This window comes from Bacteroidia bacterium (assembly GCA_023228875.1).
Taxonomy (GTDB): Bacteria; Bacteroidota; Bacteroidia; order NS11-12g; family UBA955; genus JALOAG01.
On the sequence record JALOAG010000008.1, the window covers coordinates 13,723 to 25,897 of the forward strand.

The window sequence follows — 12,175 nt, forward strand, 5'->3', positions numbered from 1 at the left end:
TTTCAAAAATATAACCGAAAAAAGCGCAGTGAAATAGTACACTTATACTAACAACACATACTTTGTTCCTCTGTTTATTTCCGTTTCCAACGTAAGCGTTACGCCAAACTCTGTCGCACGTTTTTTAATGTTTTGCAGTCCGTATTGTTCCTTGCCATGCGGTGAGTCTGTCGAATCGTTTTTTTGTGCGGCATCAAAGCCAACGCCATTATCGCTAATCATTATCAACAGTTTTTCTTCTTCGCACTGTACGTCAATTTTTACTTCGGTGGCAGCAGCATATTTGAAAGCGTTGTTTAGAATTTCCTGACATATACGGTAAAGGCTCAGACCTAACAAAGCATTGAGTTCTTTTTTAGAGGTAATGTTTTCGGTAAAACTGATTTTTGTGCTGCTGTGCTTAAACAAATCTCTTGCAAACACTTTCAGCTTATCCGAAAAATCCTGTACGTTGATATTTGCATCGCTGATTGCCCAAATCGTTTCACGCAGACTACTAATAACACTTTTTACAGATTGGTTGATACTTTCTGTTACTTCACTGCGCTTTTCTTTGTCCTCATCATTTATGCCGTCCAATGAATAAATAATATACGAAAGCTGCCCGCCAACATTATCGTGCAAATCTCTTGCTATTCGTTCTTTATCTTTTTGCAAGGTTTGCAGCATCTGTAGTTCTTGTTGTTTTTTCTTTAAACGATTTCTGTTGAATAACCACAATGCCACTGCAACGAAAAGCAGGAATACGATTACGACAATCACAAGTATCAACTTATGTTGTTCGTTTTTCTCATGCAAAATTTTGTTCTCGGCTTCTTTCTTCTCGGTTTCATAGAGTGTTTCAAATTTTGCGATGTTCTCTGCTTTCTCTTTTTGCAATATTGAATCTTTGAAGTGAAACCATTTCCACATATACGTTCGTGCAGAAGTATCTCCTAACATAATCAAACATTCTGCTTTGCCTCTGTAAGCGTTTAAAATTGCTTCGCTGTTTCCCGTTTCCAAATAGAGTTTTTCAGCTACGTTGATATGCTCTAACGCCTCTTTGTAATCCTTTTTAAAGAAGAAAGCATAATTGTAACGTTTGCTTTTTGCAAAAGCCAGCATACCTTTGTCATTTGACAATTCGGCATACTTTTCGGCTTCGGCTATCATCTTTTCAATTTTCGCAGGATTTTTTGAAGTGTTCAAGTACAGTTCGGCAAGAGTGGAATAAGTTTGCGATAAATGAGCAAAGTCGTTTTCCTTTTGCATTAGCTCAATCGCTTTGAAAGCATATTTTTCGGCAGAATCAACCTTTTCGTCTTCGATGTACAAAACACCCAAAAAGTAATATGCCTGAGAAAGCAAGGTGTCAAGATGATTTTTTTCAGCAATATACAAAGCATTGTAAGACCATTTGAAAGAAGCAGTATGGTCGTACAAAAAGTAATGACATCGGGCAAGTGATAGTGAAGCACGAGCCATAGCAGTAGGATTGTTTTCCTTTTCTGCCTGCTTCAAAGCCTGTAAATATTTTTCCTGTGCAAGCGGATAGTTATTCTGTTCGTAAAGTTGTTTGGCTTGTTGCAGTGTTGTTTCAATTGATTGGCAATATGAATTTGCTGCACTAAGTATGCACAAGCAAAGAAAATAAAATTTACGTAGTTTCTTATTCATATTATGGACTTACAAAACTATCAATATCTGTCATCACAACGCTTAGTACATCTGTACTATTACTTGCCTAAAAACCTGTTGCTATGAACTTAAAAACTCGTGGGCGGGAACAAGTTTGATACTGAAACCGTCTTTTCCAAATTCATCTTTTTGCTCCATTGTTACGATTGTTCCTTCCTTTTTGCCGAAAAATTTCATCGCTTCCAACAAACCGTTATATTCTCGTTCAAAGTTTTGGTCATTGATGTGGTAACACACCTGCATAAGTTGCTGAATTTTGCCATTTTCAAAAACCACAAAATCACATTCGCCTTTTTCTTTGAAAAAAAATAATTCCTTGTATTTCCTTCTCAAGTACAGATAAATCATATTTTCGAATTTGTGTCTGTTATCTTCCGAAAAGGAAAGCGAAACCGCATTGATAAAGCCCGTGTCAATAGCATATACTTTTTTGGGATTTCGTGCCTGAGCTTTCAGCGAATAACTGAATTGAGGCAAAAAATCAACTAAGTAACTATCGCGGCAGTAAGCGAAATATTCCAGCATTGTTGTAGCAGATTTTATACCAAACATTCCCGTGAGCTTATTTGCCGACAGTGGTTTCCCTACATTCGACATCAAATACACCACTAATTGCTTTAAAGGGTAGGTGTCGCGTATATTATGCCTTACGGCTATGTCGCGTATCACAATATCTTCCGTCAAAGCATTCAGAATAAGCGGCTGTTTGTTTTTTACAAATTCAGGCATTTCGCCACTTTGCAGATATGCAGCTACGGTATTTTTTGATGCTTTTATTTTGTTATACCTCAAAAATTCCGGGTATGAGAAAGGAAATAATTCCATAGAAAGATGCCTGCCCGTGAGGTGCGTTCCCATTTCCCTGCTCAGTAGCGAAGCATTGGAACCGGTTACAAAAACTGTATAATTTTCGTTCAACAGTTGATGTATAAAAATTTCCCATTTTTCAACCAATTGTATTTTGTCAAAAAAAAGTGCCTTTTGCTTTTGACGGTCTATTTCATTTTTCAGGCGGACAAAATCAGAATGCTCAAAACCCGTAAGGCGGATGTCTTCAAAATTGAGATACAAGGCGCTTTTGTAATTTTTTTTGAGCAACTGCAACAACAAGGTGCTTTTGCCGCATCGCCTGATGCCGGTTATGATAGTGGCAAAATTTCTTGCTATGGGCATATCTGCCAAAGCAGTTCGCAACAGGGATAAATCTTTAGTTGAAAAGCTTTCCTTTTGTGCAGCTATTACTACCTGTTTTTGCTCCTGACGAAGCTTCTCCTTAGAATTTTTACGCTGAAAGTATAAAATATTATCCATTGATAACGAAAATCTTTATCCATCTTCAATGAAAAATATACATCTTATGGTACACCTGTACTATTTCCTGCCTCAAAACGATTGGTGAGTTATGCACCATTAAAAACGTAAAAGTTATGAGAAAAAAAATACTAAAAACAATCGCAATCGTAGCAAGTGTTATGGTTGCTGTAAATGTAAGTGCGCAAACTCCTACTTGGACCTGGATAGGTAGTGGAAGCACAGTTGGAGGAACTACTGTTCAAGCTGACCATATTAAGGTTGACGCAGCCGGTAATAGTTATGTTGCCGTAAGACATGATGCAAAAATAGGAATCCAAAAATATTCACCCGGTGGTACTATGATTTGACATACCTATTCTGTGGAAGGAAAAGCAACAAACAGTATTGCAGATTTAGTTATAGATAGCGAAGGAAACTCGTATATTGTTGGAACATTCTACGATACCTGCACTTTTGGTTCTACCACCTTAGTTGCCGAATCGGGCATTGCAGCTTATTTTGCAAAGATTGATTCTGCTGGAAATCAAATTTGGATTACACAATCAGAGGAATATGCGGTGGGCACTGCTATTGCAGTTTCTACAACAGGGGATATCATAGTAGGAGGTTATACATTAGGCGATCCGGGTACACCTTTTAGTATTGGATCTGTAACTTTAACCCGACCAAATTCCAACAAACATTATTTTTTGTCTAAACTAGATGCTTCAGGAACCGCACAATGGATTAAAATGTATGAGACGGCTTACCATTTCTCTACCAAAGCATAGATTAAGGGCTTGTCAGTTGATGCCTCAGGCAATATATATGGTACAGGATTGGTTAATACCGGTAGTTCAGGGTCGCTCGATTTTGGCGGAATATCCTTGCCTTCAAATGGTTCCGGTTCGGGTGAATCTGCAATTACTTTTAAAGCAGATAGTAATGGCAATATGATTTGGGTAAAACAAAGCAGCAATTCAAATCTTAATGAAAATATTAGTGGTTATGGTATTGGGTTAGACGATTCAGGTAATGTATACTCATTCGGATGGGTGCGGGACAGTCTTATGTTTGGATTATTCACGGTGAGCACCAATGCCAGCCAGTATCTATATGGAGAATCTGATCTATATGTAGTAAAATACGACAATTTAGGAAACGAATTATGGGCGAAAACTATAGTGCCTGCACAAGCTGATAAAAATTCCATTTTGTATAATAAGATGGGGATGGCAGTATCTAATGATGGAGCTATTTATTTGACAGGAACCTGTAAGCCCTATGGAATTCCTACGATTGATTTTGGAAACGGAGTAACCGTAAGTACCAGTCCTACTAGTAATAATCTTTATGTAATCAAGTTAAATACAAACGGAATTGCCCAATGGGCAAAATGGACAAGCCCAAGTTTTAGCTTCGATAATTTTTATGATGTAGATATTGATCCAGCAGGAAATTGTTATGTTGCCGGGTATTGGATAACCGGTACCGGTTTCGATGGCTTACCTGCACCAACCGGAGGTAAAAATTTTGTGTTAATATTAGGGAACAGCCCTTTATCGGGTATAATGGATTTGAGCAATAGTGCTTTCCAATTCGATTTTTATTCTAATCCTGCTCAAGAGAACGTAACAATCAGTAATCTGCCAAGCGGCTCAACCCTAAACATTGCAGACATTACAGGAAAAGTTGTTTACAGTTCAGTATTCAATAAAGAGCAAACCACAATTAATACCACCGATTTTGTAAACGGAGTTTACATCATTCGGGTTGAGAATAATGGCACAGTAGCTAACAGGAAACTGGTGATAAGCAAGTAACACATCTCACAATCATCATACAAAAGAGTCAAAATGTTTTCCTTTTCCCTTTTAAATTTTTCGGCAGACACGCAACGAATCAAGACAGACAGTGCACGACTAAAAGCCGCTTGCCACTAACAAAGGTAACTATTGTACAACTTCTTCCAACACTCTGTCAAACCAAGTTGTTAGGTAAAAAATAACTTCAATATATGTCATAAGTAGGGAAGAGATAGGGCCGAATACTCTAAATATTCCTACGTAAAATTATTGAATTTTCTTTTCATTTGTCGTTGTGCGTTGGTAATCTTAGTGTTGCCAATAACAAATTTATGAAGATGTTTCTATAACAATTTATCTGCAATCTTTCTGTCGTTGCTAAGGCGCGGTAATTTGTTTTGACCACCTAGCTTGCCTTCTTTTTTCATGTATTCAACAAATGTGTTGGGAGTCAGGCTCTTGATGACCAATGGTTTTAAAATGTTTCCTGTGATTAAATCTTTGTAGTAAACATTTTTGTGTTGAAGGTTTAAATCAATCTCTTGGGCAAATGCTTCTAAGTTTTCAGGGACTTGCTCAAATTCTATAAACCATTCGTGATAGGGTAGTCCTTCTTTAGGGTTGACTTGGGGTGCAACGGTAAACTCACTGATGCGGCAAGGGTGTTTTGCTACCGCTTCTCTCAAAGCCGCTTCAACCTCTTCTCCAATTACATGCTCTCCAAAAGCAGAGATGAAATGTTTAATCCTGCCCGTTACCACAATTCTGTGAGGATATTTACTTACAAATTTGACAGTATCTCCAATGGAGTAACCCCATAAACCTGCATTTGAATTGATTATAACTGCATAATTCTTATTGAGTTCTACATCATGAATGGAAAGGCGAGGAGGATTGTTGTCAAAGTAGTTTTCAGCAGGAATAAATTCATAAAAAATTCCGTGATTCAGTACCATGAGTAATCCTTCACCTGCTTCTCCGTCTTGATAGGCGATAAAACCTTCTGATGCAGGATATGTTTCTATGCTATCTACTTTTCTCCCAATGCTGTTTTCGATTTTAGCGCGATAAGGTTCATAGTTAACACCGCCATAAATAAAGAGGTTGAAATCGGGGAAAATCTCTTTGATATTTTGTTTTCCTGAACTTTCTATCAGTTTTTCAAAGTACATCTGAACCCAAGGCGGAATGCCACTAATTAATGTCATTCTTTGGTTCAGTGTTTCGTGTGCAATTTGGGTTACTTTTTCTTCCCAATCTTCAATACAATTGACTTCCCATGAAGGCATGCGATTTTTCAGCAAATATTGAGGGACATGATGAGCCACAATTCCTGAAAGTCGTCCGGTATTGATACCTGACTTTTGAGTCAAAATGGGGCTGCCTTGTAGAAAAATCATTTTCCCATCTACAAAATCTGTTTTGCCGGTTCGGTTGATATAGGTCAAGATGGCGTTTCGTGCTGAGTCAATATGATTGGAAATGGAGTCTTTTGTGATAGGAATGTATTTGGCTCCTGAAGTTGTGCCCGATGTTTTAGCTAAGTAAATAGGCTTCCCTTTCCATAATACATCTTGTTCGCCCATTACAACCCTTTCAATCCAAGGTTTTAAATCTTCATAGTCTCGGATTGGAATATTTTTTTTGAAATCTTCGTATGTGTGAATTTGGTCAGCGTGATGTTCAATGCCGAATTTTGTTTGCCTTAGCCCTTTGATTAGCTGCTGAAAAACAATGTTTTGTGTTTTTTCGGGTTCAACACTCCATTTCTTTATTTTGTTGACGATAAATCTGGCAAATGGTTTAGATAAGGCTTTTTTAATTGACATGCTTGCTCACTCTCTTGCTATGAGGGCAAATGTATGTTTTTATGATTAATTTCAGAAACTCAGTCAATCTAACTCCTGAAATGTTTAGCATAGTTTTTTTAGCATTTAATTGACTCTTATACTGCATGAACAAGGTGTAGCACTTTAGAAGTTTTTTGCTCTAACACTATGTTTTTACCATTTGTTAAAGAAGGAGGAATCCCGCTGTCAGCATGGTTGTATATACTAATCAGTCTTAGGTGGTTGAGCAACTTGACTTCAAAACTATAGCTCAAATCTTTTTCAATGTTCGTGAGTTTTCTTTCATCACAATCTACAATGGCTTTGAAACTGATTGCCGAGTTTTGCATTACGTTTACACGTACTTTATTTGCGGCAAGGATTCTGAAAATTTCTTGGAGGTTATTCTCGGCAACAAAAGAAAAGTCGCGAGTTTTGAGCGTAAGCAAGCATTGGTTCTCTTTGAAAATGTAGCATGTTTTTTCTGTTTTGTTTTCAGAACCTTCGCTTACTATTGTGCCGGGCTTGGAAGGGTCGATAAATGATTTTACGAATAATGGAATTCCTTTGCTCTTGAGCGGTTGTATTGTTTTTGGATGTATAACGCTTGCTCCGTAATAAGCTAACTCTATGGCTTGGTCAAAGCTGAGAGAGTCTATTTTTTCTGCATCATTAAATTTCTTTGGATCTGCGTTCATCACTCCGGCAACGTCTTTCCAAATGGTAACGGATTCAGCGTTTAGACACCATGCAAATATAGCTGCGCTGTAATCCGAACCTTCTCTCCCTAATGTGGTTGTGGCATTATTCCTGTCTTTGCCAATAAAACCTTGGGTGATAACCATGCTTCTTTCTGCAAATGGCTTGAGTTTTGAAACAATAATATGCTCGGTTTCTGTCCAGTTTACGTTTGCTTCTCTAAAATTGCTGTTTGTAAAAATGAAATTACGTGCGTCAACCCATTTGTTCTTGATTCCTTGTGAGAGTAAATATGCACTAATGATTTTTGTAGAAATCAATTCTCCTAAACTTACAATTTGATCATACACAAAATCAAAATCATCCTTCACTTCTTTCTCTGTCATACATTCTAATTCAAGAAAAAGATTGTCAAGCTCATTGAAAATCGGGTGGTTAGTATCTGCAAATAAGTCCTTACAAATTTTTATATGAAATGTTGCAAATTCTTTGATGGTATCATTCAAATCAGATTTTTTATTTAAAAAAGAATCTACTACGTGTTCTAATAAATTGGTTGTCTTTGCCATAGCAGAAATGACAACCAAGACTCTTTCTGAGGCGTAGATATTAAGAATGTTTGCTACGTTTCTAACTGAAGCAGCATCTTTCACAGAAGCTCCTCCGAATTTGAATATTTTCATCTGATTTTGTTCCAAATACTATTGTTATTTTTGAGGCGCGAAAATACAACAGAATTAGATGAAAAATGCAGTAACAACATTAGGTCAATTTATAATTGACAGACAAGAAGAAGTTCATGATGCTAAAGGAGCATTTTCAGATATTTTCAGAGCCATAGAACTTGCTTCAAAAATTGTCAATAGAGATGTGCGCAAAGCCGGATTGGTGGACATATTAGGCTATCATGGCTCAACAAATATTCAAGGTGAAGAGGTGAAAAAGTTAGATATGATTGCTAATGAGGTTTTTAAAAGTCATATAGAAAAGACAGGAGAAGTCTGTGCCATTATTTCGGAGGAAGAAGATGATGTGTATTGGTGTATCGATGCAAAAAATGCTAAGTATATATTTTGTATGGACCCTTTGGATGGGTCTTCAAATATTGATGTAAATGCTTCAATCGGAACCATTTTTTCTTTGTACAAAAGACAAGATTTGACTCAACCTTGTTCATTGAACGACATCTTGCGTCCGGGACATGAAATTGTTGCAGCAGGTTATATTATTTATGGCTCAAGCACTATGCTTGTTTATTCTGCCGGAAATGGCGTAAATGGTTTTACACTTGATGATTCAATACATGAATTTTGTCTTTCGCATCCCAATATTATCACACCTGAAAACGGCAGTATTTTGTCTGTTAATGAAGGAAATTTGCATGACTTTGAAGACAGGGTTCAGCAGTATATTCATCTATGCAAGGAACAACGTTTTAGTGCGAGATATATAGGCTCCTTGATAGCTGATTTTCATAGAAATCTTCTAAAGGGAGGAATTTACATTTATCCGGCTACCGAAAAAGCACCTAAAGGGAAGTTGCGCTTGTTGTACGAGTGTAATCCAATGGCGTTCTTAGTTGAAAATGCAGGAGGAAAAGCTTCTGACGGCACGCAAAGAATTTTGGACATTCTTCCTGAAAAATTGCACCAAAGAACCCCGCTGTATATTGGCTCGGCTAAAATGGTTGAAACGCTGTTAGGGTAGGGCTAAGTTTGTTTATATTTTGCCTGAATAGTGTTTTCGATACTTTTGGTTGTATTTTTGCAATCATAGAAATATGCGCTTAGCAACTCTCTTTATTATTATTATTTGTATGTTGTTTTATGGATTTGGAGTGAATCATACTACACAGATATTTGTGGAATTTCATAGATTGAAGGTAAGTAATGTTGTGTGCTTTTCTGCTGATAATCTTGGGAATATTTATACAGCAAATTCCAACGGAGATATTGTGAAATATGATAAAGAAGGGACTAAGACAGCTGTCGCAAATAATAAATTATTAGGGAATGTGTTCTCAATAGATGCCTCAAATCCGTTTGAAATCTATGTGTTTTACAAAGAACAGAATAAAGTAATATACTATGACAACCAGCTAAACATGCTTGGACAATCAAACTTGGAAGAAGGCGGATTCTTAATGTTAAGCACGTTGGCAAGAAGTTATGATGGAAAAATTTGGCTCTTTGATCAAAGTGATATGAAGTTGAAAAAGGTTAAGAAAGATCTAAACCTTGAATTAAGTAGTGGCAATGTACGTGATTATGCTAACAATCCGCAATTTGCACCTGTTTACATTGGGGATATGAATAATGCGATTTATTTGTTTGACAGCACCTCGGGACTTTACGAATTTGACAATTTCGGCAATTTTGTGAGAACAATTGAACTTACAAACGCCTCGCAATTTTTTGTTATGTCGGGCAAAATGTATTTCTTGAAAAATAACGCAATCTATTTATTGGATAAGACTTTTTTGCAAGAGAAATCTATCCCAATAGAGAACAAGCCGGAGCAAATTGCTGCCTTTACGCTTTCTCCGGACAGGATGGTGTTGCAAAGCGGAAATGAATTAATTTTGTACGCCCTTACAAATAAAAATAAATAATGCTCGATAAGTTAGAGGCGATTGAAGCGCGGTTTAAAGATCTTGAAATCTTATTATCAAGTCCTGAGGTAATTTCTGATATGAAGAAATTTACCCAACTCAATAAAGAGTATAGTGATTTACGCGAAGTAGTGGATGTAATAAAAAAATATAAGGTCTATTACAAAAACCGTGAACAAGCGAGAGAGATTCTAAAAAACGAAAAAGATATTGAATTAAAAGAGCTTGCCAAAGATGAGTTAGATGAAGCAGAATCAAAGTTGCCTGAACTGGAAGAGACTCTAAGAATCATGATGTTGCCCAAGGATCCACAAGATGAGCGCAATGCAATCATTGAAATCAGGGCAGGTACCGGAGGTGATGAGGCCGCAATTTTTGTAGGCGAGTTGGGTAGGATGTACATGAGATATTGCGAAGGCAGAGGGTGGAAAACAGAAATCATCGAATCCAATGAAAATGAAGCCGGAGGTTTTAGTAGGTTGTCTATATCTGTTGAAGGGAAAGACGTTTATGGGACATTAAAATTTGAGTCAGGAGTGCATAGGGTGCAGCGAGTGCCTGTTACCGAGTCGCAGGGGCGCGTACACACTTCTGCCGTATCAGTAGCTGTGCTGCCCGAGGCTGATGAGGTGGAGATTGAAATTAAGGATTCTGATTTGAAATATGAAACAGCGCGCAGTGGTGGTGCCGGAGGTCAGAATGTAAACAAAGTTGAAACGAAAGTGCATTTAACCCATTTACCTACCGGTATCGTGGTTACGTGCCAAGTTGAAAGAACACAGTTAGGTAATAAAATGCTTGCACTAAAGATGTTGCGTACTAAGCTTTTTGAAGACGCAGTCAGAAAACAAGAAGAAGCCATTGCATCACAAAGAAAAACTTTGGTTTCTACCGGAGATAGGAGTGCAAAAGTAAGGACATATAATTTCCCTCAAAGCCGTATGACAGATCATAGAATCGGCTTGACACTCTATAACCTTGCGGATGTAATGAATGGTGATATTGGTGAGATTATCAATAAGCTGCAACTTGCTGAGAACACTGAAAGGATGAAAAATCAGGAGCTAGCCTAAGTACACTATTTAAACTTTTCTAACTTTGCACAATAATATTAACTGAATCTCTTATGAAAAAACTATGGATTATGACTGCATTTGGTGCTTTGGGCATCATCTTAGCATGTAACAACAGACCACAACCTGTTACGGTTGATGAACCGCAAATTAACCAAGACTCTTTATTAATGGACTTAGCTAAGTCAACTTTTGGCACACTGCCGGAAAGAGCTGAAAACCCTGACAATGAAATTACTAATGACAAAGTTCTGTTAGGCAGGGTGTTGTTTTTTGATTCAAGACTTTCTAAGAAAGGGAATATTAGTTGTAACTCTTGCCATTCTTTGGATAAGTTCGGAGTGGATAATGAGCCTACCTCTCCGGGTGATGATGGAGTAAGAGGTGGTAGAAATTCTCCAACTGTGTTGAATGCAGCTTTGCATTTTATGCAATTTTGGGATGGCAGAGCACAGGATGTAGAAGAGCAAGCCGGTGGTCCTATTTTGAACCCTGTTGAACACAATATCCCTGATTCCGGATTTTTAATTAAGAAATTAAGCAAAATACCCATGTATCAGGATTTGTTTGCAAAAGCATTTCCCAATGAAAAAACTCCTATTACCTATGCAAATTTAACGAGAGCAATTGGAGCTTTTGAAAGAATTTTGATTACACCTTCGAGAGTAGATAAATTTATTGCCGGAGATGCAAACGCACTTACGCAAGAGGAGAAGGCAGGATTCCAAGTCTTTATGGATGCAGGATGTAATACTTGCCATAACGGACCTGCAGCCGGTGGTATGATTTTGCAAAAATTTGGTATTTATACAGACTATTGGAATGAAACAAAATGCGCGAAAGTAGATTCCGGACGCTATGATATTACAAAGAATGAGAATGATAAATACTTCTTTAAAGTGCCAACTTTGAGAAATGTTGAAAAGACATTTCCTTATTTCCATGATGGCGGTGTCACAGATTTGGGAGAGGCGGTTCGCATTATGGGTAAAGTACAGTTAAATAAAGACTTGACTCCTGAACAAATCGCGTCAATTGTAACATTCCTCAAAGCCTTTACAGCAGACATACCTGACGAATTAAAACATGCTCCGGAAGGATATTTATAAACTCAAATCTTTGTGTTTTCATTAACCCGAAATAATGGTTTAATTTGCACCGAAATTTTTACAATTCAATAATAAC

11 protein-coding genes are annotated in these 12,175 nt (G+C 37.3%); 7 read left to right on the forward strand and 4 right to left on the reverse strand.

Annotated features, from left to right (window positions below):
* Window positions 1-42 precede the first annotated feature (42 nt).
* Both M0R38_08805 and M0R38_08810 read right to left on the reverse strand, forming a co-directional pair.
* Window positions 43-1,659: a histidine kinase gene (locus tag M0R38_08805; protein ID MCK9481842.1), complete on the reverse strand. Its 1,617-nt coding sequence runs from the start codon at window positions 1,657-1,659 to the stop codon at window positions 43-45.
* An 81-nt stretch (window positions 1,660-1,740) separates the two neighbouring features.
* A complete protein-coding gene (locus tag M0R38_08810) occupies window positions 1,741-2,991 on the reverse strand; it encodes an ATP-binding protein (protein ID MCK9481843.1) in 1,251 nt (416 codons plus the stop codon).
* Window positions 2,992-3,107: 116 nt separating this feature from the next.
* Here M0R38_08810 and M0R38_08815 point away from each other — a divergent pair, with 116 nt between their 5' ends.
* The 3 genes from M0R38_08815 to M0R38_08825 are packed head-to-tail and all read left to right on the forward strand — an operon-like array spanning window position 3,108 to window position 4,796.
* Entirely contained in the window at window positions 3,108-3,341 is a 234-nt protein-coding gene (locus M0R38_08815) for a hypothetical protein (GenBank protein MCK9481844.1), read from the forward strand.
* A 12-nt stretch (window positions 3,342-3,353) separates the two neighbouring features.
* On the forward strand, window positions 3,354-3,764 hold the full coding sequence (locus M0R38_08820) for a hypothetical protein (GenBank protein MCK9481845.1): 411 nt from the start codon (window positions 3,354-3,356) through the stop codon (window positions 3,762-3,764).
* A 9-nt stretch (window positions 3,765-3,773) separates the two neighbouring features.
* Window positions 3,774-4,796 carry a T9SS type A sorting domain-containing protein gene (locus M0R38_08825; GenBank protein MCK9481846.1) on the forward strand — a complete coding sequence of 341 codons (1,023 nt, stop codon included), beginning with the start codon at window positions 3,774-3,776 and terminating at the stop codon, window positions 4,794-4,796.
* Window positions 4,797-5,122: 326 nt separating this feature from the next.
* Here M0R38_08825 and M0R38_08830 read toward each other — a convergent pair whose 3' ends face one another.
* Both M0R38_08830 and M0R38_08835 read right to left on the reverse strand, forming a co-directional pair.
* A complete protein-coding gene (locus M0R38_08830; protein MCK9481847.1) occupies window positions 5,123-6,607 on the reverse strand; it encodes a GH3 auxin-responsive promoter family protein in 1,485 nt (494 codons plus the stop codon).
* A 116-nt stretch (window positions 6,608-6,723) separates the two neighbouring features.
* Complete coding sequence (locus M0R38_08835; protein ID MCK9481848.1) at window positions 6,724-7,989, reverse strand: aspartate kinase; 1,266 nt, start codon at window positions 7,987-7,989, stop codon at window positions 6,724-6,726.
* Window positions 7,990-8,047: 58 nt separating this feature from the next.
* On the opposite strand from M0R38_08835, the gene fbp reads away from it, so the two are divergent.
* From fbp to M0R38_08855, 4 genes are all read left to right on the forward strand, one after another.
* Window positions 8,048-9,013, forward strand: a complete 966-nt coding sequence (gene fbp, locus M0R38_08840; protein ID MCK9481849.1) for a class 1 fructose-bisphosphatase — start codon at window positions 8,048-8,050, stop codon at window positions 9,011-9,013.
* A 73-nt stretch (window positions 9,014-9,086) separates the two neighbouring features.
* Window positions 9,087-9,917 carry a hypothetical protein gene (locus tag M0R38_08845; protein ID MCK9481850.1) on the forward strand — a complete coding sequence of 277 codons (831 nt, stop codon included), beginning with the start codon at window positions 9,087-9,089 and terminating at the stop codon, window positions 9,915-9,917.
* Window positions 9,917-10,990, forward strand: coding sequence for a peptide chain release factor 1 (gene prfA / locus M0R38_08850; GenBank protein MCK9481851.1), 1,074 nt, complete (start codon window positions 9,917-9,919; stop codon window positions 10,988-10,990). The genes M0R38_08845 and prfA overlap by 1 nt, the downstream gene beginning before the upstream one ends.
* A 53-nt stretch (window positions 10,991-11,043) precedes the next feature.
* Complete coding sequence (locus M0R38_08855; protein MCK9481852.1) at window positions 11,044-12,099, forward strand: cytochrome-c peroxidase; 1,056 nt, start codon at window positions 11,044-11,046, stop codon at window positions 12,097-12,099.
* The last annotated feature ends 76 nt before the right edge of the window (window positions 12,100-12,175 follow it).

Excerpts from the sequence above, each read along its gene's own strand:
- M0R38_08805 (MCK9481842.1), bottom strand. The coding sequence starts at position 1,659 with ATGAATAAGAAACTACGTAAATTTTATTTTCTTTGCTTGTGCATACTT.
- M0R38_08810 (MCK9481843.1), bottom strand. The coding sequence starts at position 2,991 with ATGGATAATATTTTATACTTTCAGCGTAAAAATTCTAAGGAGAAGCTT.
- M0R38_08815 (MCK9481844.1), top strand. The coding sequence starts at position 3,108 with ATGAGAAAAAAAATACTAAAAACAATCGCAATCGTAGCAAGTGTTATG.
- M0R38_08830 (MCK9481847.1), bottom strand. The coding sequence starts at position 6,607 with ATGTCAATTAAAAAAGCCTTATCTAAACCATTTGCCAGATTTATCGTC.
- M0R38_08835 (MCK9481848.1), bottom strand. The coding sequence starts at position 7,989 with ATGAAAATATTCAAATTCGGAGGAGCTTCTGTGAAAGATGCTGCTTCA.
- fbp (MCK9481849.1), top strand. The coding sequence starts at position 8,048 with ATGAAAAATGCAGTAACAACATTAGGTCAATTTATAATTGACAGACAA.
- M0R38_08845 (MCK9481850.1), top strand. The coding sequence starts at position 9,087 with ATGCGCTTAGCAACTCTCTTTATTATTATTATTTGTATGTTGTTTTAT.
- prfA (MCK9481851.1), top strand. The coding sequence starts at position 9,917 with ATGCTCGATAAGTTAGAGGCGATTGAAGCGCGGTTTAAAGATCTTGAA.
- M0R38_08855 (MCK9481852.1), top strand. The coding sequence starts at position 11,044 with ATGAAAAAACTATGGATTATGACTGCATTTGGTGCTTTGGGCATCATC.